This window comes from Acidovorax sp. GW823-FHT05D11 (genome assembly GCF_058795695.1).
In genome coordinates, this window is record NZ_CM179502.1 from 3,246,165 (window position 1) to 3,269,487 (window position 23,323).

The 23,323-nt window shown below is 67.4% G+C and carries 25 protein-coding genes; 6 read left to right on the forward strand and 19 right to left on the reverse strand.

Annotated features, from left to right (window positions below; all coding sequences use genetic code 11):
* The first annotated feature begins 20 nt into the window (after positions 1-20).
* Positions 21-1,025, forward strand: coding sequence for an oxygen-dependent tRNA uridine(34) hydroxylase TrhO (gene trhO, locus AC3RCE_RS15075; RefSeq protein WP_492253366.1), 1,005 nt, complete (start codon positions 21-23; stop codon positions 1,023-1,025).
* A gap of 53 nt (positions 1,026-1,078) precedes the next feature.
* Positions 1,079-1,699 (forward strand): glutathione S-transferase, encoded by a 621-nt coding sequence (locus AC3RCE_RS15080; RefSeq protein ID WP_492255388.1) that lies wholly within the window; start codon positions 1,079-1,081, stop codon positions 1,697-1,699.
* A gap of 80 nt (positions 1,700-1,779) precedes the next feature.
* Here AC3RCE_RS15080 and AC3RCE_RS15085 read toward each other — a convergent pair whose 3' ends face one another.
* The 7 genes from AC3RCE_RS15085 to AC3RCE_RS15115 all read right to left on the reverse strand — a co-directional run bounded on the left by AC3RCE_RS15085 (position 1,780) and on the right by AC3RCE_RS15115 (position 8,027).
* The gene (locus tag AC3RCE_RS15085; RefSeq protein ID WP_218294705.1) at positions 1,780-2,307 is read right to left on the reverse strand and encodes a disulfide bond formation protein B; all 528 of its coding nucleotides are present in this window, start codon (positions 2,305-2,307) and stop codon (positions 1,780-1,782) included.
* Between the two features lie 142 nt (positions 2,308-2,449).
* Positions 2,450-3,574: a sulfate/molybdate ABC transporter ATP-binding protein gene (locus tag AC3RCE_RS15090; protein ID WP_218341063.1), complete on the reverse strand. Its 1,125-nt coding sequence runs from the start codon at positions 3,572-3,574 to the stop codon at positions 2,450-2,452.
* Positions 3,575-3,586: 12 nt separating this feature from the next.
* Positions 3,587-4,495: a sulfate ABC transporter permease subunit CysW gene (gene cysW / locus AC3RCE_RS15095; RefSeq protein ID WP_218341177.1), complete on the reverse strand. Its 909-nt coding sequence runs from the start codon at positions 4,493-4,495 to the stop codon at positions 3,587-3,589.
* The gene (gene cysT, locus AC3RCE_RS15100) at positions 4,492-5,343 is read right to left on the reverse strand and encodes a sulfate ABC transporter permease subunit CysT (protein ID WP_218294703.1); all 852 of its coding nucleotides are present in this window, start codon (positions 5,341-5,343) and stop codon (positions 4,492-4,494) included. Before cysT ends, cysW begins: the two co-directional genes overlap by 4 nt.
* A 157-nt stretch (positions 5,344-5,500) precedes the next feature.
* On the reverse strand, positions 5,501-6,505 hold the full coding sequence (locus tag AC3RCE_RS15105; RefSeq protein ID WP_218341062.1) for a sulfate ABC transporter substrate-binding protein: 1,005 nt from the start codon (positions 6,503-6,505) through the stop codon (positions 5,501-5,503).
* Positions 6,506-6,734: 229 nt separating this feature from the next.
* On the reverse strand, positions 6,735-7,319 hold the full coding sequence (locus AC3RCE_RS15110) for an RBBP9/YdeN family alpha/beta hydrolase (RefSeq protein ID WP_369642665.1): 585 nt from the start codon (positions 7,317-7,319) through the stop codon (positions 6,735-6,737).
* 66 nt (positions 7,320-7,385) lie between these two features.
* Positions 7,386-8,027 carry a peroxiredoxin gene (locus AC3RCE_RS15115; RefSeq protein WP_218294700.1) on the reverse strand — a complete coding sequence of 214 codons (642 nt, stop codon included), beginning with the start codon at positions 8,025-8,027 and terminating at the stop codon, positions 7,386-7,388.
* A gap of 216 nt (positions 8,028-8,243) precedes the next feature.
* Here AC3RCE_RS15115 and AC3RCE_RS15120 point away from each other — a divergent pair, with 216 nt between their 5' ends.
* From AC3RCE_RS15120 to AC3RCE_RS15130, 3 genes are all read left to right on the forward strand, one after another.
* Positions 8,244-9,158 carry a hypothetical protein gene (locus AC3RCE_RS15120; protein ID WP_492253367.1) on the forward strand — a complete coding sequence of 305 codons (915 nt, stop codon included), beginning with the start codon at positions 8,244-8,246 and terminating at the stop codon, positions 9,156-9,158.
* A gap of 113 nt (positions 9,159-9,271) precedes the next feature.
* A complete protein-coding gene (locus AC3RCE_RS15125; protein ID WP_492255389.1) occupies positions 9,272-9,817 on the forward strand; it encodes a sigma-70 family RNA polymerase sigma factor in 546 nt (181 codons plus the stop codon).
* Entirely contained in the window at positions 9,814-10,935 is a 1,122-nt protein-coding gene (locus AC3RCE_RS15130) for an ankyrin repeat domain-containing protein (protein WP_492253368.1), read from the forward strand. The genes AC3RCE_RS15125 and AC3RCE_RS15130 overlap by 4 nt, the downstream gene beginning before the upstream one ends.
* A 33-nt stretch (positions 10,936-10,968) precedes the next feature.
* On the opposite strand, the gene AC3RCE_RS15135 is transcribed toward AC3RCE_RS15130, so the two are convergent.
* The gene (locus AC3RCE_RS15135) at positions 10,969-11,838 is read right to left on the reverse strand and encodes an HDOD domain-containing protein (RefSeq protein ID WP_218294696.1); all 870 of its coding nucleotides are present in this window, start codon (positions 11,836-11,838) and stop codon (positions 10,969-10,971) included.
* 170 nt (positions 11,839-12,008) lie between these two features.
* Positions 12,009-12,956, reverse strand: coding sequence for a LysR family transcriptional regulator (locus tag AC3RCE_RS15140; protein WP_218294695.1), 948 nt, complete (start codon positions 12,954-12,956; stop codon positions 12,009-12,011).
* A 250-nt stretch (positions 12,957-13,206) separates the two neighbouring features.
* Here AC3RCE_RS15140 and AC3RCE_RS15145 point away from each other — a divergent pair, with 250 nt between their 5' ends.
* On the forward strand, positions 13,207-13,851 hold the full coding sequence (locus AC3RCE_RS15145; RefSeq protein WP_218294694.1) for an FMN-dependent NADH-azoreductase: 645 nt from the start codon (positions 13,207-13,209) through the stop codon (positions 13,849-13,851).
* Positions 13,852-14,019: 168 nt separating this feature from the next.
* On the opposite strand, the gene AC3RCE_RS15150 is transcribed toward AC3RCE_RS15145, so the two are convergent.
* From AC3RCE_RS15150 to AC3RCE_RS15195, 10 genes are all read right to left on the reverse strand, one after another.
* Complete coding sequence (locus AC3RCE_RS15150; RefSeq protein WP_218294693.1) at positions 14,020-14,571, reverse strand: NADPH-dependent FMN reductase; 552 nt, start codon at positions 14,569-14,571, stop codon at positions 14,020-14,022.
* Positions 14,572-14,767: 196 nt separating this feature from the next.
* Complete coding sequence (locus tag AC3RCE_RS15155; RefSeq protein WP_492253369.1) at positions 14,768-16,825, reverse strand: family 2A encapsulin nanocompartment cargo protein cysteine desulfurase; 2,058 nt, start codon at positions 16,823-16,825, stop codon at positions 14,768-14,770.
* Between the two features lie 9 nt (positions 16,826-16,834).
* Positions 16,835-17,767 carry a family 2A encapsulin nanocompartment shell protein gene (locus AC3RCE_RS15160; protein ID WP_218341054.1) on the reverse strand — a complete coding sequence of 311 codons (933 nt, stop codon included), beginning with the start codon at positions 17,765-17,767 and terminating at the stop codon, positions 16,835-16,837.
* Positions 17,768-17,845: 78 nt separating this feature from the next.
* Positions 17,846-18,118: a helix-turn-helix domain-containing protein gene (locus tag AC3RCE_RS15165; RefSeq protein WP_218341053.1), complete on the reverse strand. Its 273-nt coding sequence runs from the start codon at positions 18,116-18,118 to the stop codon at positions 17,846-17,848.
* A complete protein-coding gene (epsC, locus tag AC3RCE_RS15170; protein WP_492253370.1) occupies positions 18,115-19,050 on the reverse strand; it encodes a serine O-acetyltransferase EpsC in 936 nt (311 codons plus the stop codon). Before epsC ends, AC3RCE_RS15165 begins: the two co-directional genes overlap by 4 nt.
* A gap of 50 nt (positions 19,051-19,100) precedes the next feature.
* Entirely contained in the window at positions 19,101-19,592 is a 492-nt protein-coding gene (locus AC3RCE_RS15175; RefSeq protein WP_492253371.1) for a rhodanese-like domain-containing protein, read from the reverse strand.
* A 141-nt stretch (positions 19,593-19,733) separates the two neighbouring features.
* Complete coding sequence (solA, locus tag AC3RCE_RS15180; RefSeq protein ID WP_492253372.1) at positions 19,734-20,942, reverse strand: N-methyl-L-tryptophan oxidase; 1,209 nt, start codon at positions 20,940-20,942, stop codon at positions 19,734-19,736.
* A 123-nt stretch (positions 20,943-21,065) separates the two neighbouring features.
* Positions 21,066-21,863: a MetQ/NlpA family ABC transporter substrate-binding protein gene (locus AC3RCE_RS15185; protein WP_218294687.1), complete on the reverse strand. Its 798-nt coding sequence runs from the start codon at positions 21,861-21,863 to the stop codon at positions 21,066-21,068.
* Positions 21,864-21,966: 103 nt separating this feature from the next.
* Positions 21,967-23,055 (reverse strand): DUF6817 domain-containing protein, encoded by a 1,089-nt coding sequence (locus AC3RCE_RS15190; protein ID WP_218294686.1) that lies wholly within the window; start codon positions 23,053-23,055, stop codon positions 21,967-21,969.
* Between the two features lie 57 nt (positions 23,056-23,112).
* Entirely contained in the window at positions 23,113-23,313 is a 201-nt protein-coding gene (locus AC3RCE_RS15195) for a hypothetical protein (protein ID WP_492253373.1), read from the reverse strand.
* Positions 23,314-23,323: the final 10 nt, after the last annotated feature.

The window sequence follows — 23,323 nt, forward strand, 5'->3', positions numbered from 1 at the left end:
TTCCCGCTTTCCCATTTCTTGTGCACTCGGTCACACCCCGCTTTCTCACCGTCGCCCTCTACCAGTTTGTCGATCTGCCCGACTGCGCCGCGCTGCGCGCGCCGCTGCAGGCCCTGTGCGACGAGCGTGGCGTGCGCGGCATGCTGCTGCTGGCGCCCGAGGGCATCAACGGCACCATCGCGGGCGAGCCAGCCGATGTGCTGGCCGTGCTGGCTTGGCTGCGCAGCGATCCGCGCTTTGCAGCACTGCAGCACAAGGAGGCGCACGCGCAGCGCATGCCGTTCTACCGCATGCGCGTGCGACTCAAGCGCGAGATCGTCACCCTGGGCGTACCGGGCCTGAACCCGGCCCGCAACGCGGGCACCTATGTGAAGCCCGAGGACTGGAACGCGCTCATCGGCGACCCCGGCGTGGTGGTGGTGGACACACGCAACGACTACGAGGTGGGCATCGGCACGTTCGAGCGCGCCGTCAACCCGCACACCAGGAGCTTTGCGGAGTTTCCGGCCTGGGTGGCCGCGCAATCGGGACCCGGCGGCGTGCTGGCGGGCAAACCCCGCGTGGCCATGTTCTGCACGGGCGGCATCCGCTGCGAAAAATCCACCGCATTCCTCAAATCGCAGGGGTTCGAGGAGGTCTTCCACCTCGAAGGCGGCATCCTCAAGTACCTGGAGACCGTGCCCGAGGAAACCAGCCGCTGGCATGGCGACTGTTTTGTGTTCGACGAGCGCGTGTCGGTGGGTCACGGCCTGGTGCCCGGGCACCACCAGCTGTGCCGCTCGTGCCGCATGCCCCTGGGCGAAGCGGAGCTGCAGTCGCCGCACTACGTGGCGGGCGTGAGCTGCCCCTATTGCCACGGCACCCGCACGCCCGAGCAGGAACGCGCCCTGGCCGAGCGCGAGCGGCAGATGCAGCTGGCCGCCCGGCGCGGGCAGGAACACATCGGCGCGCGCCAGCCCGGCACGCCAGTGCGCGTGCACGGCGGAGCCCCGGAAGGCGCCCCCCAAAAGGACGACACCGAGTGAGCACCGCCACCGCCCTGCCCGTTCTGTATTCGTTCCGCCGCTGTCCCTATGCGATGCGCGCCCGGCTGGCCCTGGCCGTGAGCGGCCAGGACTGCGAACTGCGCGAGGTGGTGCTCAAGAACAAGCCCCAGGGCCTGCTGCAGGCCTCGCCCAAGGGCACCGTGCCGGTGCTCATCCGGCCCGATGGCCGCGTGCTGGAGCAGAGCCTGGACATCATGCTGTGGGCGCTGCAGCAGCACGACCCCGAAGGCTGGCTCGCGCCCGCCGGGAGCACGGTGCCAGAGATGCTGGCGCTGATTGCCGAATGCGACGGCCCCTTCAAGCAGGCCCTGGACCGCTGCAAGTACCCCAGCCGCCACCCGGGTGCGGACATCGGGGCCGAACGCGCGGCGGCCACCGCCTGGCTGGGCACGCTGGATGCGCGCCTGTCTGCCCAGCCCCACCTGTTCGGCGCACATGCAGCGCTGGCCGACATGGCGATCGCCCCGTTCGTGCGCCAGTTCGCGGGCATCGACGTGGGCTGGTGGGCGGCCCAGCCCTGGCCGCATTTACAGGCCTGGCTGGCTGATTGGCAGTCATCACCACTGCTGGCCAGCGTGATGCCCAAACTGCCGGCGTGGATGGATGGCACGGAGGGTGTGGCGTTTCCGTTTGCCGAAGCAGATTTCGCCTGAGCCCGGGCGGGCCCACGCGGTCTAGCCACAAAAAAGACGCCCCGAGGGGCGCCTTTGCCTTGAAACGAAGCCTGGAAAACTCAGGCCATGGACAGCCCGCCGCCACGGCGGCCACCGCGCATGCCGCGCACCAGCAGCGCCAGCAGCACCACCGCGAAACCCACGAAGCAGACAAACGACCAGTTGGCGATCGAGCCCCCCAGGAAGGTCCAGTCCACCGCCGCGCAGTCGCCCGAGCCCCGGAAGATCATGGGAATGGCGCGGCTGATGGGGTAGTTCTCGATCATTCCGTAGAAGTCGCGGCCGCAGGTGGCGACCTCGGGCGGGTACCACTGCAGCCAGCTCTGGCGGGCCGCCACGAAGGCGCCGAAGCCCGAGGCCACCAGGGCCAGCACGCCCCAGCCCATCCACCAGCCTTTAGCGTCCCTAGCGCTTGCCAGACCTGCGAAGATTGCTACACCAATGAGAGCATAACGCTGCACGATGCACATGGGGCAAGGCTCCAGGCCCACCACATGCTGCAGGTACATGCCGAAGGCGAGCATCGCCACACACGCCACGCTGATCAGCGCCAGCACACGGCGCGGGGCCGCAGTCAACCAGTTCATTTCTTATCCCTCATCAATAGCCGTTGCAAACGGTGCCGCCGGCGAAACGGGCGTGCCCCGCACCAGTGCACCCGTGGATCTGGCGCCGCCAGTCCACCGGGTACGTCCGCCCAGGGGGAAGACGCGCAGCGGCTCGGGGGAATCAGATCCCGGCGGCGTGGTCCAGAAAAACACGGGCGCGGCGCGGCGTCACCACCAGCGTTTCGCCCTCCTTGAACCCCATCTCCTTGAACTGCTGCGCAGGTATCTGCGCTTCGATCAAGTGTTCCGGGGACGCATTGTCCGCTGGTTTGTGATCCTGGGATGGAATAAGTTCCAGGCGCGCGATCGGGCCCACCACGATGGCACGGCTCAGCTGCGCCACGATGCCGCGCGGGCGGCCCTGGGCGTCGAGCCCGGCGCCCGGGGAGTAGCGCTCCACATCCAGGTCGTGGGGGCGCACATAGGCAAAAGCCTTGGCGTTCTGCGCGCCCTGGTGCTCGGGCGAGTCGATCTGCATGCCCTCCAGGTGCACCAGGCCCTCGTGCGCCCGGCCGTGGAACAGGTTCACGTCGCCCAGGAAGCCGTAGACGAACGGGCTCGCGGGCTGGTCCCACACCTGCTGGGGCGAGCCGCTTTGCTCGATGCGGCCCTGGTTGATCACGACCACCCGGTCGGCCACCTCCAGTGCCTCTTCCTGGTCGTGCGTGACGAAGATGCTGGTCACGTGCAGCTCGTCGTGCAGGCGGCGCAGCCAGCGGCGCAGTTCCTTGCGCACCTTGGCGTCCAGCGCGCCGAAGGGCTCGTCCAGCAGCAGCACCTTGGGCTCCACCGCCAGGGCGCGGGCCAGCGCGATGCGCTGGCGCTGGCCGCCCGAGAGCTGCGAGGGGTAGCGGTCGGCCAGCCAGTCGAGCTGCACGAGCTTGAGCAGGTCGGTCACCTTCTGCTTGATCTGCGCCTCGCTCGGGCGCTCGCCACGGGGCTTCACGCGCAGGCCGAAGGCCACGTTCTCGAACACGGTCATGTGGCGGAACAGCGCGTAGTGCTGGAACACGAAGCCCACGTTGCGCTCGCGCACGTGCACGTCGGTGGTGTCCTCGCCGCTGAAGTGGATGGTGCCCACATCGGCCGTCTCCAGGCCGGCGATGATGCGCAAGAGCGTGGTCTTGCCGCAGCCCGAGGGGCCGAGCAGCGCGATGAGTTCGCCCGATGCGATGTCCAGGCTCACGTCGCGCAGCGCCTGGAAGTCGCCGAACTGCTTGCTGACGTTACGGATTTCAATGCTCATGGTCTTCTTCCTTCAGCGGACGGCTGGCGCGGGTGCGGGCCGCTCGGGGGGCAACTCGGCGGCGGCTTTCAAGGCCTGCTCGTTGCGGTGTTCGGCAATGGTCTTGATGACCAGCGTGACCAGGGCCAGCAAGGCCAGCAGCGATGCAGCGGCGAACGCGGCCACGGACTGGTACTCGTTGTAGAGAATTTCGACGTGCAGCGGAATGGTGTTGGTCTGCCCACGGATGTGGCCGGACACGACGGACACCGCGCCGAACTCGCCCATGGCGCGCGCATTGCACAGGATCACGCCGTACAGCAGGCCCCATTTGATGTTGGGCAGCGTCACGTACCAGAAGGTCTGCCAGCCGGTGGCGCCCAGCACGATGGCGGCCTGCTCTTCGTCGTTGCCCTGCGCCTGCATCAGCGGGATCAGCTCACGCGCGATGAACGGGAAGGTCACGAACACCGTGGCCAGCACGATGCCCGGCACGGCGAAGATGATCTTGATGTCATGCGCCTGCAGCCAGGGGCCGAACCAGCCCTGCGCGCCGAACATCAGCACGTAGATCAGGCCCGCCACCACGGGAGAGACGGAAAACGGCAGGTCCACCAGCGTGGTCAGGAACGCCTTGCCCCTGAACTCGTACTTGGCGATGCACCAGGCGGCCGCGACGCCGAACACGAGGTTCAGCGGCACGGCAATGACAGCGGTGATCAGCGTGAGCTTGATGGCCGCCCAGGCATCGGGCTCGCGCAGGCCTTCGAGGTAGGCCCCGAAGCCCTTGCGCAACGCCTCGGCGAACACGGCGGCCAGCGGCAGCACCAGGAACAGCAGCATGAAGGCCAGCGCGATGGTGATCAGCGTGTAGCGGACCCAGGGCGCTTCAGTCGTGCCCGCCTGTGCGCGGCGGATAGTCCGGGAGTTGTTGCCGCTCATGCTGGAGCCCCCGCGTGGCGTCGCTGCCATGCCTGTAGTGCGTTGATGATGAGCAGCAGGATGAACGAGATGACCAGCATGACCACGGCCACGGCGGTGGCGCCGGCGTAGTCGTACTGCTCGAGCTTGCCGATGATGATCAGCGGCGTGATTTCAGACACCATGGGCATGTTGCCAGCGATGAAGATCACCGAGCCGTATTCCCCCACCGCCCGCGCGAATGCCATGGCAAAGCCGGTGAGCAGCGCGGGCGTGATGGAGGGCAGGATGACCTTGGTGAAGGTCTGCAGACGCGTGGCGCCCAGGCAGGTGGCGGCCTCTTCCAGCTCTTTTTCGGCGTCTTCCAGCACGGGCTGCACGGTGCGCACCACGAACGGCAGGCCGATGAAGATGAGCGCGATCACGATGCCCGCGGGCTTGAACGCCAGCTGGATGCCCAGGGGTTCCAGGATGCTGCCGACCCAGCCGTTGCCGGCCAGCAAGGCGGTCAGCGAGATGCCGGCTACCGCCGTGGGCAGCGCGAACGGCAGGTCCACCAGTGCATCGACGATCTTCTTGCCCGGAAACTTGTAGCGCACCAGCACCCAGGCGATCAGCAGGCCGAACACCAGGTTGACCAGCGCCGCGAGGAACGAGGCCCCGAAGGTCAGCCGGTAGGAGGCCATCACGCGCGGCGCGCTGATGGCCGCCCAGAACTGCTCCCAGGTCAGCGTGAAGGTCTTGAAGATCAGTGCCGACAGCGGGATCAGCACGATGATGCTCAGATAGAAAAGCGTGTAGCCCAGGGTCAGCCCAAAGCCGGGCAATACCCTCCTAGCGCTTCTTGGTGCGCTTTTTTTACCGTTCATATGTTGTTATCCATTGCGCATCGTCGGTAGGAACCGGCGCGACCCAAGCCAGCAGACGCCGCGCAAGGGCCGCCCCGCGGCGCTGGCGTCGTCCCCCTTCCCGGCGATAGCCCAGAGAAGGGGGAAGCCGCACAGCGGCTCAGGGGGTTGTCCACTACTACTTGGCGCCGGGCGTGTAGAGCTTGTCGAACTGGCCGCCGTCGTTGAAGTGCACCTTCTGCGCTTCGGTCAGCGAACCGAAGTACTTGGCCACCGTGAACTGCTTGAGCGGCTTGAAGGTATCGGCGTACTTCTTGAGCACCGTTTCAGAACGCGGGCGGATCGCGTGCTTGGCGGCGATTTCCTGGGCTTCCTCGGAGTACAGGTAGTCCAGGTACGCCTTGGCCAGCTGGGCGGTGCCCTTCTTGGCCACGGTGCGTTCCACCACGGCCACGGGGTTCTCGGCCACCACGCTCACCGAGGGGTAGATGGCATCAACCTTGCCGGCGCCGAACTCGCGGTCGATGGAGACCACCTCGGATTCGAAAGTGATCAGCACATCGCCCTGATTGCGCTGCAGGAAGGTGGCCGTGGCATCGCGGCCGCCCTTGGCCAGGATGGGCACGTTCTTGTAGAGCTTGCCCACGAATTCGGCGGCCTGCGCCTCGGTGCCACCCTTTTCGCGCACGGCGCCCCAGGCGGCCAGGTAGGCATAGCGGCCGTTGCCGCCGGTCTTGGGGTTCACCACGATCACCTGCACACCGGGCTTGATCAGGTCTTCCCAGTCCTTGATGCCCTTGGGGTTGCCGTTGCGCACCAGGAACAGCATGGTCGAGGTGGTGGGCGATGCGTCGTGCGGGAATTTCTTGGCCCAGTCCTTGGCGACCACGCCGCTGTCGGCGAGGAACTGCACGTCGGTCGTCGTATTCATGGTCACCACGTCGGCCGCCAGGCCGTCGTTCACGGCGCGCGCCTGGGCGCTGGAGCCGGCGTGCGACTGGTCGATCTTCACGTCCTGGCCGGTGGTCTTCTTGTAGTGGGCAGCGAAGGCGGCGTTGTAGTCCTTGTAGAACTCTCGGGCCACGTCGTACGACACGTTGAGCAGCGAATTCTGTGCAGCGGCCATGCCGCTGGCAGCCAGGGCCATGGTGGCCAGAAGGGTCTTGAGTTTCAAAGAGGTCATGGTGCCTTCGCCCGAAAAGTACTGGAGATGCTCCATTGTGCGGAGCCGTGCTTAAAACTCAAAAGAATATATTCTTGTTAAATAATCAGCTATTGGAATATAGATTTTCAATGGCGGGCCGGCTGGTGATTGCCAGCGGGCCTGGCAAGCGTCCTGGCGACGGATTTCAAGAAAAAATAGCCCGCAGCGCTTGATGATCAAGCGCAGGAAGCTATTAAAAATATAGCAATCAGAATGCCGCCGACGTGGCGTGTGGATGGGCGGCGGATGGCTGCAGGGCGCCGTGTTCGCCCTCCAGCGACTGCAGCAGCGCCCAGCCCAGGGGCCACTCTCCATGGCCGGACTCGATGTTGATGTGCCCGGCGTTCTGCATGCGCACGAACTCGCTGCCCCAGGCACGGGCATAGGCGCCCGCCAAGCGAATGGGGCAATACGGATCGTTGCTGCTGGCCACCACGATGCTGCGGTACGGCAGCGCGGCATAGGGCACCGGCGCGAAGTCGCTCAGCACGGCCCGGCGCTCGGGGTCGGCCGGGGCCACCAGCAGCGCGCCGCACACACGGGCAGCCGCTTCGGGGCCGATGTGGGCCGTGGCGATGCAGCCCAGGCTGTGCGCCACGATCACCACCGGGCCGGGCGCCGCGAGCACGGTCTTTTCAAGCTGGCCCACCCAGGCAGACCGCGTGGGCGTGATCCAGTCGTCCTGCACCACGCGGCGGGCGTGCGGGATGCGCTCGGCCCACAGGCTTTGCCAGTGGCCGGGACCGGAGTCGCGCCAGCCGGGAACGATGATGATGGAGGTGGAGGTGCTCACGGAAATCAGAGGGTCCGCCACAGCCTCGCGCCGCGGCCCTGCCCTGTTGTGTCTTGCTTCTTCTGCTTACTTGTTGGGCTGGGGCGTGATGCGCAGGTAGGGGCGCACCGCCTTGAAGCCCTTGGGAAAGCGCAGCGCGATCTCGGCCGGGTCCTGCAGGCTGGGCACGATGATCACGTCGTCGCCGTCCCTCCAATTGGCGGGAGTGGCCACCTTGTGGCTGTCGGTGAGTTGCAGCGAGTCGATCACGCGCAGGATCTCGTCGAAATTGCGCCCCGTGCTGGCGGGGTAGGTGAAGGTGGTGCGGATGACCTTCTTGGGATCGATGATGAACACGCTGCGCACCGTGACCGTGGTGGATGCGTTGGGGTGGATCATGTCGTAGAGGTCTGCCACCTTCTTGTCCGCATCGGCCAGGATGGGGAAGTTGACGGTGGTGTTCTGCGTGTCGTTGATGTCGCCCACCCAGCGGTTGTGCGAATCGACAGGGTCCACGCTCACGGCGATGGGCTTGACGTTGCGCTTTGCAAATTCGCCGCCCAGGGCAGCCGTTTTGCCCAGTTCGGTGGTGCAGACGGGCGTGAAATCGGCGGGGTGCGAGAACAGCACGACCCACGAATCACCGGCCCATTCGTGGAAACGGATGGTGCCGGCGGTGGATTCCTGGGTGAAGTCGGGGGCGGTGTCGCCGAGTCGCAAGGTGGCCATGTGGAACGCTCCTTCAATGTCTGAGGGAGGATTCTCCGATCGGTCCTTTAAAACCCAAACGAATATATTGCTCTTACTTAATCGCCAAAACGTCTAACAAAAGGCTGATGGACCACCTCCAGCGCCTGCCGAGGCTGCGATTTTTTGGAAGCCTTAACCCCATTCCCCCGCCCCGTTCGTTTCACCCAGCACCAACAACACTTTGATGGAGCTGCCATGAAACCCGGTTCATTCACCCTTCCCGCACTCACCGCGCTGGCCGCCTTGCTGGCAGTGGCCAGCCTGCCGGCCCAGGCCATTGGCCGCCTGGCCGATGTCACCATCGTGGACCGCGACACGGGCACCACGCTGCCGGTGCACTACGCCAAGGGCGAATACTGGGTGGCTGGCCGCCCTGGCGCGCGCTACGCCATCACGGTGCGCAACCGCTCGGGTGAACGGGTGCTGGCCGTGCCCTCGGTGGATGGCGTCAATGTGCTCAGCGGTGAAACCGCCGCCTGGGACCAGCGCGGCTATGTGTTTTCGCCCTACGAGCGCTACCAGATCACCGGCTGGCGCAAGAGCGACAGCCAGGTCGCGGCCTTCGAGTTCTCCAGCATTGCCAACTCCTACGCCAGCCGCACGGGCCGCCCGGCCCACGTGGGCGTGATCGGTGTCGCGCTGTTCCGCGAACAGGCGCCCGTGCCCTCGCCCGCCGTCACCCCCGAGCCCTACAGCCAGAGCCAGCGCCGCGACAACAGCGGCGGCAACGGCAACAGCCTGGGACGCCTGCGCGAGGAGCCTGTCCCCCATCTGCCCTCGCCATCGGCAGCACCCGCGGCTGCGGCACCCGCCCCCTCCTCGGAAGCCGAGTCTTCCGCACGGTCGATGGCTGCGGACAGTGTGGCCAAGGCGGCGCCCATGCCGTCTCCCAAGCTGGGAACGGCGCATGGCCAGCGCGAGACCTCGGTCGTCTCGCACACCACCTTCACGCGCCTGCAGGACCAGCCCAATGAAGTGATCAGCATCCGGTATGACAGCCGCGAAAACCTGGTCGCCAGCGGCGTGATCCGCGAGCCACTGGCCCGGCCGCATGTGCCCCGCGCATTTCCGCAGTCGGACAACCTGTCCTATGTGCCCGACCCGAGGTAGGCCTTGAGGGCTTCCGCCCCGCACAGGCCCGCCGGTGCATGAGGGCCTCGCATAATGCGCGGGTGCCGACCGCCCCCTCCCCCGCCCCCACGGACGAAACCGACGAGATGCTCATGCTGCGTTATGCCGGGGGAGACATTGGCGCATTCGACGCGCTGTATGGCCGGCACGAACTGGCGGTGTGGCGGTTCGTGTTTCGCAGCGTCAAGGTCCAGGCCGTGGCCGACGACCTGCTGCAGGATGTCTGGTTTGCCGTGGCGCGCCATGCCGGCAGCTACGAGGTGAAGGCGAAATTCCGCACCTGGCTGTTCACCCTGGCGCACAACCGGCTGGTCGACCACCTGCGCACCGCCAAGAACCACGCCAGCCTGGACGCGAGCGACGACGATGACGCGCGCAGCCTGGCGGACACGCTGGTGGCCGACTCCGGCTTCGGGCCGGTGCGGCAGTTGCAGTCCCGCGAGCAGGCGGCGGCGCTGATCGCCGCCGTGGAGCAACTGCCCCTCGAACAGCGGGAGGCCTTTCTGCTGCAGGCCGAAGGTGACCTCAGCGTGCAGGAGATTGCACAGGCCACGGGCGTGAATTTTGAAACCGCCAAGAGCCGCCTGCGTTATGCGCGGGCCAGCCTTCGCCAGCACCTCAAGGAGTTTGCAGCATGAGCGCGCCAGACGACGAACTGGTCCGGCGATACCGCGAAGCCAGCGCGCAGGAAGATGCCCGCCCCGGCGCGCAGGTGCGCGATGCTGTGCGCGCGCATGCGCAGATGCTGGCGGCAGCAGCCGCCACGGCCCCATCGCCCACGGCAGCCCCACCCACCCGTGCCGCCGCCAACCAGTCGCGCTGGAAGATCTCGGCCCTGGCCACCGTGGCCGTGGTGGGGCTGACTGGCTTGCTGATGCTGCAATTCGAGCGCGGGACGCCCGAAGAAAAAGAAGTCGCCTATGGCCAGCGCCGGGCCGAAGCGCCAGCCCCCGCCGCATTGCCAGCTCCCGCACCTGCACCTTCCACGGCCCCAGCGGCAGAAACAAACTCAACGGCGCCATCGGCCGCTGCGGGTTTGCCAGACCGTGCCCGCGACACGGCGATCCCACCGGCCAGGTCCACGGCACAAAAACCTGCGTCTGCGGCGCCAGGCCAGGCCAGGCCACTGGCCAAGACTGTACCGGCACCGGCCCCCGCAATCGCGGCCCCCGAGGCCGAGTCCTCACCGGGCCACAACGCAGCCGGGGCCGTTTCAGGCTTTCCCGCATCGCCGCCCATGACGGCCGAGAAGGCCATCACGCCCCGTCCCGCACCGCCCCCCGCGCCCTCCGCTGCGCCAGCCCCCCGCGCCGAGATGCGCGAGCGCTCCGTTGCGCAAGATGGTGCCGCTTCGAGGGAAGTGGTGCCACAGCCCCAGGCCATGCCATCCGCTGCGGCCCGCAGCCTACAAGGGGGCAATGCTGCGAACGGCAAACTTGCTGCCACCGCACCCAGCGCCGATGCGGGTTCCAGCGCCTTGTTGTCGCGGCACTTGTGGGAAGCCTCCCGTACAGGCGACCCCCTCCAGGTGGAAAGCCTCGTTCGCCAGGGCGCGCCCATCGACGCCCGCGACAGCGCTGGCAGGACGGCACTGATGCTCGCGGCCATCCACGGCCAGGCCACCGCCGTCCAGAAACTCCTGGCCCTGGGCGCCAACCGAACCCTGGTGGACCGCGAAGGCCTGAACGCGGCGCAGCAAGCCCGGCAACGGGGACATGCGCGCATTGCGGACCTCATCGAGGCTGAACAACGCTAGCCGCGGAACCTCCAGCGCAGGGAGTGTCCAGGCTCAGAACCGCACGGCCTCGAAAGCCGGGTGCAGCGCGTCGATCCAGTGGTCCAGCTCATCCTGCGTCACATGCAGATGCTGCATGCAGGCCTGGCCATGCTGCAGCCATTCGCGCGTGGGGGCCAGGCTGTCGTGGTGGTTCACCAGGTACTCGGCCAGCAGGCCCAGCGCCACGAGGTGCCGAACCGTGGGGTTGAAGCGCTCATCGCCCAGGCACGCAAAGTCGTGGTGCAGCCAGATGGCCTGCGCCACATCCCCCGGCAGGTGCCAGGTGCGGGCCACGATGGCGCCCATCACCGCGTGGTCGGTGCGGTGGCTGGCGTTTTCGGTCTGGGTGAAGGTGCGGTCCTTGCGGGCCAGGGCCTCGGTCACGGTGCCGGCATAGCCCCGCACGGCCTTCACCAGCACGGGCATGCCCACATGGCAGAACAGCCCGAAGCTGTAGCCCAGGCCCGGGTCAAAGCTGTAGAGCTGGTGGCCGATGTGCTCGCACGCGATGGCGCGGCGCTGCGAGCTTTCCCAGAAATGCTCCAGCAGCGGAGACCGCACCTGCAGGGCATTGCGCGTGATGAAGGCCGACAGCAACTCCACCGCCGGCTGCAGGCCCAGCACCGTGAGCGCCATGCCCACGGTCTGCACCGGCTGGGCCAGGCCATACAGCGGGCTGTTGGCCAGCCGCATCACGGCGGCGGCCAGGGCCACGTCCGAGGAGGCCAGTTGCTCCAGGGCGGCAGAGTCCAGCTCGGGCGCGGCCACGATCTGCTGCAGGCGCAGCAGCGACTCGGGGCACGGCGGGACCACGATGGCCCGCACCGCAGGGTGCACGCGGGCTTGCCGGATATCTTGATCGATGGGGTGTGGAGCGGTCACGAAGAATCACCGGGCCGCCCCGGTACGGTACACACAGGGGTTGCCCGCACAGTTGCAATTCGTTGCATTGTGGCGCCAAAAGGCGGGGCGCAGGCGCGGCACGGGTGGGGCACCGTCTTTTCCACGGCCGGCGATGCCGCACGCCGGGCGCGCCGCGCCGCAGCCACGGCTCAGATATCCGCCCCGTCCACCCCCATCAGGGCCTGGCGGGTGCTCAGGCTGCTGCGTCCGGGCATGGCCTCGCCCAGGTAGTCCAGAAAACGCCGCACCGCCGGGGACAGGCCCCGGCGCGATGGAAACACCGCATGCACGATGGCGGGCAGGGGAGCCCAGTCCGGCAGCACCCGCACCAGCCGGCGCGCCCGTATTTCCTCGGAGCACATGTAGTCCGGCATCCAGCAGATGCCGGTGCCCGCCATCGCCGCGATCTTGAGGGTCAGCAGGTCATCGGCCACGTAGCGGGGGGCGTGGTGCACCACCTGGTGCACACCGCCGGGCCCGATGAGGTTCCAGGTGGACCGGCCATCGGGCGCCGACATGGCGATGCTGTCGAGCCGCCCCAGGTCCTCCAGCGTCTCGGGGGTGCCCTGGCGGATCAGCAGGTCCGGGCTGGCCACCAGGATCTGGGTTGCATGGTCAAGGCGCTTGACGACCATGCTGCCGCTGTCCTCCACCGAGGGCCGCACGCGCAGCGCCACGTCGATGCCTTCCTCCACCAGGTTCACGGCGCGGTTGCTCACCAGCATCTCCACCCGCACCTCGGGGTAGGTGGAAAGAAACTGCGGCATCAGCTCGGCCAGCACGGTCTGCGCCAGCGTCACCGGACAGCTCACGCGGATGGTGCCCCGCGGTGCCGTCTGCACCTGGGCCACGGTGTCGGCAGCCGCCTGGGCGGATTCCCGCATGGCCTGGCAATGGCGCAGATAGGCCTCTCCCACCTCGGTGAGCGAGAGCTTGCGCGTGGTGCGCTGCAACAGCCGCACGCCCAGCTGCGTTTCCAGATCCGACACGCGCCGAGAGAGGCGCGACTTGGGGATCCCCAGCGCCCGCCCGGCGGCGGCGAAGCCGCCCCGCTCCACCACTTCGGCGAAATACAGCATGTCGTTGAGGTCTTGCATGGTGAGAGCGTGTTGTGCACGTTGACGTGCCCGCGAAAGCCGGGACCACAAGGCCTGTGCCCGCGCCCAGCGATCACCGGCATGGAGGTCCCACGGTAAGGCAAGGCGCATCAGACGCCCTGATCGTTCTATGGATAGAACAATCTATCGCAAGTTCACTACCTTATCAACATTTTAATGCGTCCCCACAATTCATCCCATGGCCACACGCCGTGGTCCCACCGCTGACACACCCCCAAGGAGTTCTCTCATGCAACTGCTTCACATCGATTCCGCCATCACCGGCGAACAATCCGTCTCCCGCGAACTCACCGCCCGCATCGTGGGCGCATGGCAGGCCAGCCACCCCGGCACCAGCGTGCAGTACCTCGACCTCGCCGCCCAGGCGCCTTCGCACCTGTCATCCGACTCCCTGGGCTTTCGCACCGGCCAGGCCGCGGCGACGGAACTCCAGCGCCAGGAAAACGCCGTGTCCGAAGCGCTGGTGAGCCAGTTCCTGGCCGCCGACGTGATCGTGGTCGGCGCTCCGCTGTACAACTTCTCGATACCCAGCCAGCTCAAGGCCTGGATCGACCGCATCGCGCAGACGGGCCGCACCTTCAAGTACACCGACAAGGGCCCCGTGGGCCTGGCCGGGGGCAAGACGGTGATCGTGGCGTCCAGCCGCGGCGGCGTGTATTCCACCAGCGAAGGCGGCCAGGCCCTGGAGCACCAGGAAAGCTACCTGAAGGTCGTGTTCGGTTTCTTCGGCATCACCGACGTGCGCTTCGTGCGCGCCGAAGGCGTGGGCATGGGCCCGGACGCCAAGGCAGCGGCCCTGGCCAATGCCGACCGTGACCTGCAGGCCCACACCACCGTCGCGGCCAACCAGGCCCGGGTGGCACAGGCAGCCTGAGCGGCATCCGCAGCCGGGCTGGACCGCCGCCAGCCGGCTGCACCGCAACTGCTGCCGCCGGCGGCCCCCCGCATCAGGGCAGCCGTGATCGCAGACCCTCTGAGCTTCTTCGAGCGGCATCTGCGCCCCTGCGCGCGCTGACGCCAAAGGTGCAGATGGCGCGGCCGTTCAGGCCGCGTGCGCCTTCACCCAGGCCACGTATTTGTCCACCCAGCCTTGCAGAAACTTCCTGCTGCCTTCGCCCACGTTGCCATCGGCATCGAAAAGACCGTCCTTGGCATGGATGAATGCTTCGGGCTGGCCCAGGGTGGGCATGTCAAGGTAGGCCAGCACGTTGCGCAGGTGCTGCTGCGACAGGGCCGTGCCGATGGCCCCCACCGACGCGCCGATCACGCCCGCGGGCTTGCCCGCCCATGCACTTTGGCCATAGGGCCGCGACGCATGGTCGATGGCGTTCTTGAGCACGCCGGGGATGGACCGGTTGTACTCCGCCGTCACGAAAAGCACGCCCTGCGCGGCCTGGATCTCGCGCTTGAGGCGCAACACTGGCGCGGCCTGCTGGCCATCGTCGTCCTGGTTGTACAAAGGCAGGTCGTCAATGCGCAACTGCGTGAACTGGAAATCCGCCGGTGCCAGCCGCGCGATGGCGGTGGCCAGCTGGCGATTGAAGGAATCCTTGCGGAGGCTGCCGACGATGACGGCGATCTGGACATTGCTCATGAAAACTCCTTGTGAATGGACGACAACGGAGAAAAAAAGCACCGCATGGCATCGACCGGAACGTACCGGGCCATGCTGTACACAGCGCTTGCCATGATAGCCACAGCCCCGTGAAAACGCAGGGCGGCGGGCCCGGCGCAATTGCTGCATTTTGTATAGCGTATTGCGCCGCCATGAAGGCCCGCCCGGTCGGCCGCTAGCCCGCGCGCCGCTGCCCGGCCAGGCGCTGCACCACGGCCACCAGGCGGTCGATCTCGTCGAAGGTGTTGTAGAACGCCAGCGAAGGCCGCACCGTGGTCTCCACGCCGAAGCGGCGCAGGATGGGCTGGGCACAGTGGTGGCCTGTGCGCACGGCGATGCCCTCCTCGTTGAGCGCCTTGCCCACCTCTTCCGTGGTGTAGCCCGCGAGCACGAAGGACATCACGCTGGCCTTGTCGTCGGCCGTGCCGATGAGCCGCACGCCGCGGATCGCACCCAGGTGGCGCATGCCGTAGACCAGCAGTTCGTGCTCGTAGCGCGCGATGTTCTCGATGCCCACCCGGTTCACGTAGTCGATGGCGGCGCCCAGGCCCACGGCGTCGGCGATGTTGCCGGTGCCGGCCTCGAACTTGTTCGGGATGGGCTGGAACACGGTCTTCTCGAAGGTCACATCGGCAATCATGTTGCCGCCGCCCTGCCAGGGCGGCATGTCTTCGAGCACGGCGCGCTTGCCCCAGACCACGCCGATGCCGGTGGGCCCGAAGACCTTGTGGCCCGAGAACACGAAGAAGTCGGCCCCGAGGTCCTGCACGTCCACCCGCATGTGCGAGACCGACTGCGCGCCGTCGACCAGGGTCGTGGCACCCGCCCGCTTGGCCAGGGCCACGATCTCCTTGACCGGCACCACGGTGCCCAGGGCGTTGGAGACCTGGGTGACTGCCACTATCTTGGTGCGGTCGTTCAAGAGCTTCTGGTACTCATCGAGCAGCACCTGGCCCGAGTCGTCCACCGGGATCACGCGCAGGCGCGCGCCCTTGGCGGCGGCCAGTTGTTGCCAGGGCACGATGTTGGCATGGTGCTCGAGGTTGCTGACGATGATCTCGTCGCCCTCGCCCACATGCTGCGCGCCCCAGCTCTTGGCCACCAGGTTGATGGCCTCGGTGGTGCCGCGCACGAAGATCACCTCGTTCACATCGGGCGCGTTGATGAAGCGCTGCACGCGCTGGCGTGCGCCCTCATAGGCGTCCGTGGCGCGTGCTGCCAGCTCGTGTGCTGCGCGGTGGATGTTGGAGTTCTCGTGCGCGTAGAAGTGGCTGATGCGGTCGATGACCGACTGCGGCTTGTGCGTGGTGGCCGCATTGTCGAACCAGACGAGCTGGCGGCCATTCACGCGCTCCTGCAGCACCGGGAAGTCGCGGCGCACCGCATGCACGTCGAACGCGGGGTGGGCGCTGCGGTCGGCCTGCGGGACGCTGCCGGCAGCCGGGGCACGGCCGGGCGTGGTGTAGCCGCCGGGCAGCACCACGGCGTCGGCGAAGTAGAAACGCGGCTCGGTCGATGGCACCGTGCTGGGCACGCCGGTGCCGGCCGTGGGCGAGCCCACGCGCGGCACTTCGGGTGCGGCAAAAGGCAGGCGCGCCAGGGCATCGAGCCCGCCGGGAACGGCGCCATGCCCGTCGGGCGGTGCCACCTGCGGTGCGCGGTCGGCCGCCAGCGGGTGGCCATGGCGCTCACCGAGAAAGTAGTACGGCGATGCTGTCGATGGGACGGGTGGTGCGGAAGGCTGCGCCGCCTCGGGCACCCCCAGCACGCCGCTGCCAAAGCGCGGCTCGTAGGCCGGCAAGGTGCTGATCACCGAGTCGGGTACGCCGTTGCCAGCCACCGCATGCGGCAGCAGGGCCGGCGCACGGTGCGCCAGCGAGGCCAGCGGCGTGGGCGAGGCCGGCACCAGGTTGGCACCCGGCACCAGCCCTTGCGGGATGGGGGTGCCGGGCACGCCGGGGCCAAAGCCCGCCGGGCTGACCAGCGGCGAGCCGGCCGGTGCGATGTTGACGGGCGCCTGCACGCCAGGCGGCCAGGGCGTGCCCTGCCCCGCACCAGGCAGCGAGCCCGGTGGCGTGGAGGGCCGGCCTGCGGCCGGCCCGGCAAAGCGCGGCTCTTCGCCAGGCCGGGCCGCGAACAGGGCCGTCGCCAGCCCGGCCAGCAGCGCCGGGTCGATCGGCGGCTGCAGCGTGGCGGGCACGCTGGCAGGAAGGGAGGATGGAGTGGTCACCACGCGGCCGCTTTACTTGTAGGTGTCGGGGTAGTCGTGGTACTTGTTGATCTCCACGTCGTCCAGCACGGCCAGCGCATCGGGCGTGAGCACGGCCAGCGAGCAGTACAGCGAGATCAGGTAGGACGCGATGGCATGGTTGTTGATGCCCATGAAGCGCACCGACAGGCCGGGGCTCTGCTCGCCCGGCAGGCCGGGCTGGAACAGGCCGACCACGCCCTGGCGCTTGTCGCCCACGCGCAGCAGCAGGATCTTGCTTTTGCCGTCGGCCACGGGCACCTTGTCCGAAGGGATCAGCGGAATGCCGCGCCAGGTGATGAACTGCGAGCCGAACAGGCTCACCGTGGGCGGCGGCGTGCCACGGCGCGTGGCTTCGCGGCCGAAGGCTGCAATCGCCAGCGGGTGGGCCAGGAAGAAGGCGGGCTCCTTCCAGACCTTGGTGAGCAGCTCGTCCAGGTCGTCCGGCGTGGGCGCGCCGGTGAGCGGAAACACGCGCTGCTCTTCCGTCACCTGGGCCAGCAGGCCGTAGTCGGGGTTGTTGATGAGCTCGCTCTCCTGGTTTTCCTTGATCGTCTCGATCGTCAGGCGCAGCTGTTCCTTGATCTGGTCGTGCGGGCTGCTGTACAGGTCGGAGATGCGGGTGTGCACGTCGAGCACGGTGCTCACGGCATTCAGGAAGAACTCGCGCGGGTTCTCTTCGTAGTCCACGAAGGTGCGCGGCAACTGGTTCTCTTCCTCGCGGGCCGTGCAGGTGACCTTGATCAGCTCGGGGTTCTTGACCTGATTGAGGCGGTAGATGCCCGCTTCGACCGGCACCCACTGCAGCAGGTGCGTGAGCCAGCGCGGCGAGATGGTCGAGAGTTGTGCGGTGGTCTTGGTCGCGTTGGCAAGTTGCCGTGCTGCGTTGTCGCCCAGGGCGGTCGTGCCGCCCACTGTTGCCGTCATGTGAGGCTCCGTATCAGAAAGGTTGGTAAACGAACAGGTTTCGATTCCCAGCCAGTGTCGGATTCCCCCGCTATCGCTTCAACATGCTATAGCCGCCAATCGCGAGCCTTTCAGCACATGGGCGCTGTTCAATTCGTCGCAATGTCCGAGCAGCGTGGCACTGCTCACGCCCAGGGCCTGCGAGAGCTTGTCAATGGTGACCAGCGAGGCAATGGCGCGGCCGCGCTCGATCTCGCCCACGTAGGAGCGGTTCAGGTCGGCATGCCCGGCCAGTTGCTCCTGCGACCAGCCGCGCGCTTCGCGCAGGCGCCGCACGGCGGTCCCGAAACTGCGTACCAGCACCTCACTCATGCCACGCCCACCCTGGGTTCGTCGCCGTCGTGGTGCCCGTTGTGGCGCGACAGGGCCTGGGTCACGTTGCCGCCCGCGGGCACGTCGTGCGTGATCCAGACATTGCCGCCGATGGTGGCGCCGCGCCCCAGCGTCACCCGGCCGAGCACCGTGGCCCCGGCGTAGATGACCACATCGTCTTCCACCACCGGGTGGCGCGGCAGTCCCTTCTGCAAATGCCCATCCTCGTCCGTGGGAAAGCGCTTGGCGCCCAGCGTGACGGCCTGGTAGACACGCACGCGCTCGCCGATCACCGCGGTCTCGCCGATCACGACGCCCGTGCCGTGGTCGATGAAAAAGCCCGCGCCGATCTGCGCGCCGGGGTGGATGTCGATGCCGGTCTGCGCATGGGCCTGCTCGGCCACGATGCGCGCCAGCAGCGGCAGCTCCAGCTGGTACAGCGTGTGCGCCAGGCGGTGGTGGATCATGGCCAGGATGCCGGGGTAGCACAGCAGCACCTCGTCCACGCTGCGCGCGGCCGGATCGCCGTGGTAGGCGGCCAGCACGTCGCTGTCGAGCAGGCTGCGGATCTCGGGCAGCGAGGTGGCGAAGCTGCGGGCCGTCTGCACGGCGCGCTTTTCGATGTTCTGCTCTTCCACCGGCTGGTGGCGCAGCACATAACGCAACTCCAGCCGGATCTGCGCCAGCAGCGCATGCAAGGCGGCGTCCAGCGTGTGGCCGACGTAGAAGTCCTCGCTCTCCTGGCGCAGGTCGGGTGGGCCCAGGCGCATGGGAAACAGCACGCCCTTGAGCTTGTCGACGATATCGGCCAGCGCGTCGCGCGATGGGAACTCGCGCCCGCCCGGCTCCTGGGAGCGCTTTTGCAGGCTGCGCCAGTCGCGGCGCACGGCGTGCAGGGACTGCACGATGGGTTCGATGTTGAAGACGGCCATGGGGAAAGGGAAGCTGTGGTTCAGTCGTGGAGGCGGGCCGTGCCCCGGGGCTAGTCCTGGATCCAGGGAAGGCCGTGAAAGCGCCAGCCGTCGGAGCCGCCGCGCTGCTTGCGGCCATCGATCTCGCCCTCGAAGCCTTCGAGCACGTTGAAGACGCGGGTGAAGCCGGCCTTGGCCGCCGCCTCGGCCGCCAGCGCCGAGCGCTTGCCGCTGCGGCACAGCAGCAGCACCGTGGCCTCCTTGCCGCCGTGGCTGGCCAGGCGGGCCTCCAGCTCGCGCACGAAGCGCGGGTTGCGCTGCAGGGCGGTGCCCGTGGCCCAGGGCACGTGCAGGCTGTCCGGCACCTGGCCGACGAACTTCAGCTCTTCGGCCGAGCGCACGTCCACCAGCACGGCATCGCCGGCCAGGACGAGTTTCCACGCCACGGTGGGCGCAACGCCGCCCGCATAGGGCAGGCCGGACGCCAGTGCGACCGAGCGGGCAGATTCCAATTCGTGTGCGAGCACAGCGTCCTGGGTGTCCTGGATGGCGGATGAAAGCATGGCAGGGGTCCTTGAGGCTAGGGTTTCGCAGCCCTCATGGGCGGGGCTGCCGTGAACAATGTGTTCACTCTAGAACCCTTCTCATAAAACCCAAAAGAATAAAATTTGGTTTCTATAAAACCAAAACATCCTTGAGTTTGTTCAGGCAAACCCTGTGGCTGCCAACCCGTGCAGGGCATGGCCAAAGGGCCGCAGATCCAGGCGCTCCGGCAGGTCCAGCACCTGCTGCGCCAGGGCCTCCCCCACGGCGGCCGAGTGCTTGAAGCCATGGCCCGAGCAGGCGGAGGCCACGTGCACGCCTGGCCAGCCGGGCAGCCGGTCGACGACGAAGCCGTGGTCGGGAGTCACGGTGTACAGGCAGGCGCGGGCGTCAGTGCAGCGGGCGGCCGGGGCATCAAAGCGCGGCAGCACGTGGCGCTGCAGCATGCTGTGCTTCTCGGCATCGGCCACGGTGCGGTCCACGGTGTCCGGGGTGGTGGTCTCCAGGTACTGCGCGGTGGCCACCTTGAAGGCCGGCGCGCCCTCATCCGCGATCGGGAACCCATAGATCGAGTCGTCCGGTCCGTCGCGAAAGGTCCAGATGAAGACCGGAAACACCCCGGGCTCGAACGAGGGCCTGGCGGCCCCCACGTCGAACCAGAACATCACCTGGCGGTACACCGCCAGCCGGGGTGCCCAGGCATGGCGCAGCTCCTGGCCCAGCAGGCCCGGGAGCCAGGGGCCCGCGGCCAGCACCACCTGCCCGGCGCTGTAGCGGCCCTGCGTGGTGTCCACCCGCAGGTGCCCGCCTTCGCGCGCGAGGCCGGTCACGCGCACCCCTGTCTGCACCGCGGCGCCATGCACCTGGGCCTGTTGCAACTGGGCGCTGATGGCGGCCTCGGGCCGCACGAAGCCGGCGTCGCGCTCCCAGTAGGCGAATTCGTGGTCGTTGAGCTGGAACTGCGGGTAGCGCCGGCGCAGGTCGGCATGGTCCAGCACCTCGTGGTCTATGCCATGGCGGCGCGCGATCTCGATGGTGTTGTGCACGAAGTCCAGGCGGCGTCCCTGGTGCAGCGGCGCGCCATCGCGCGGCCCGAGCACCAGGCCGTGGGTGCGGGTGTAGATGGGCTGGCCGGTCGCGGCCTCCAGTTCGCGCCAGATCTCGTGCGAGCGGCGCACCAGGGGCACGTATTCGTCGCCCTCGCCCACCGCCAGCCGGGTGATGCGGGTCTGGCCGTGCGAGGAGCCCAGGCTGTGCGGCGGCTGGAACTGGTCCAGCCCGAGCACCCTGGCCCCGCGCCGCGCCAGCTGGTACAGCGTGGCGGAGCCCACGGCCCCGAGGCCGACGACGATACTGTCGAAATGTGCCATGCAACGATCCGATGATCAGCACCGGCAGCAGGTGGCCGGGCGGCACCATGGCGCCGCGCAGGGTGCGGCACGCCCGCGGACAAGCCGTCCCGGGGCCCGTTCAGGCACCGGCAGCTGGAAGCATCAGAAGCCTGGCAGCACCGAACCCTTGAACTCGGTCTGGATGAACTTGCGCACTTCTTCCGAGTGGTAGGCCTTCACGAGCTTGGCCACCCAGGGCTTGTCCTTGTCGGCTTCGCGCACGGCGATCAGGTTGACGTAGGGGCTCTTGGCGTTCTCTTGCGCAATCGCATCCTTGCCCGGGTTCAGGCCGGCGGAGAGCGCGAAGTTCGTGTTGATGGCCGAGGCGTCCAGATCATCCAGCGAGCGGGGCAGTTGGGCGGCATCGAGTTCCACGAACTTGAGCTTCTTGGGATTGCTCACCACGTCCAGCGGCGTGGCCTTCAGGTCGGCGCCGTCACGCAGCTTGATCAGGCCCTTGTCCTGCAGCACCAGCAGCACGCGGCCGCCGTTCGTGGGGTCGTTGGGAATGCCGAACTTGGCGCCTTCCTTCAGGTCTTCGAGCTTCTTGACCTTCTTGGAATACAGGCCGATCGGGAAATTGACGGTATAGCCCACGGGCACCAGCTTGTAGCCACGGTCCTTGACCTGGGCATCCAGGTAGGGCTTGTGCTGGTAGCTGTTGGCATCGAGGTCGCCGGCCGACAGCGCGGCATTGGGCTGCACGTAGTCGCTGAACTCGACGACCTGGATCTTGAGGCCGTCCTTCTCGGCGACCTTCTTGACCACTTCGAAGATCTGCGCATGGGGGCCGCCCGTCACGCCGATCTTCAGGGGCTTGTCCTGCGCCAGGGCGCCGGTCGAAAAGCCGGCGGCGAGGGCCAGGGCGAGAGTGGTTTGCAGCAGCGAGCGCTTGTTCACGGAAGACACCTTTCGTTAAGAGATGCAGGCATCCTAGGGTTTCCCCGATAAAACAGGAACGAATAAGTTTTTATGTTCTTACAATTAATATGAATAACGTTTGTCACCCTCGCAGCGCGACGTTGTTGAGCTTGTCCAGTCGCTCGGGCCAGGTGCCTTCCACCGTCGCGCCCTGAAGCAAAATGCGCGTCCAGGCCACCCAGGCGTCCCACTGCACCCGCTTGTCCCACGAATTCCCCCAGGCGCTGAACAGCTGCAGCGCGCTGTCCGCCGCCGCCCTGGCGTCCTGCCTGCGGCCCGCCGACAGATACAGCTGCGCCAGCACCATCTGTGGCTCGCCCACCCAGGGGTTGTGACGGACCGCGCTTTCCAGCACCCCGGTGGCCACATCCAGGTCCACCAGCGGCTGGTCCTGCTGGATCACCGACCAGTACAGCGAGGCGGCCGCCGCCTCGTCCGCCGCCGCCAGCGGCTGCGTGCAATGGGCAAACACGGGCGGCGTGGGCAGCAGGCCCTGGAGGCCCGGGTGCTGCAGCGCCAGGCCCAGGCCGTTGATCTGCGAGACCATGCGTCCGCTCGGCCGCATCGGCCCGGGCCACAGCGACGCGGCCCAGTGCACCGGCTGGGGACGGTGCTGCACCGCGGGGAAGCGCGAAAAGATGTCGTCCTGCCAGCTGAACCACTGCTCGATGGTGTCGGCCATGCTCACGATGATGAACGCCGCCACCTCGTAGGGCGTGAGCACGTGGCGCACGCCGTCCTTCTCCAGCGCCAGGCTGCCATCGGGCTCCAGCTGCCCGGCCAGCACGCGCTGCACGAACTGCGTGCGCGACTGCGTGCAGAACAGGTAGACCAGGTGCTCGGCCGATTCGCCCGCGATCTCGCGCACGCGCGCACGCTCCCGGGCGGGGTCGAACTTCACCAGGTCCACGAAGGCATTGCCATACACGCTGTGCAGCAGCCCCAGAAGGCGCACATCGCGCGGCTGCCGCCACACGGTGAGCGAGCGCGCCACGCCCACCAGATGGTGGCGGAAGGTGCCCGCCTTGTGCCAGTCCTGCCCCACGTTGCGTGCGAGCACCGTGGGCAGCGCGGGCGCGAGGTCGGCGTCGCGCGCCAGCCACTCTTCATCCAGCAGTGGCTGGGCACGGGCAAACAGGTCGGGGTCGAGCGTGTGAAAAGGCAGCGTCATGGTCTGAATGTCTCCGGCGGTTGTTCTGGCAGATCGAAATGCAAAGTACACACAGTATCAGCGCGGCTGGCGCGGGCCGCCAAGGCCACGTGGGTGTATCAATTCGATAAAAATGGCTGCAGCGCTTTCTGGATTTACGCTTTGAGCTATTAAAACAGAAGCAAAAAGTCTCCCATCTGCCGCATCCCCATCCTGCGACACGCTCCCGTCCGTGAGCTTGCCGCCACCAATTTCCAGTTTTATGGAATAAATTTCCATTAAACTGCCG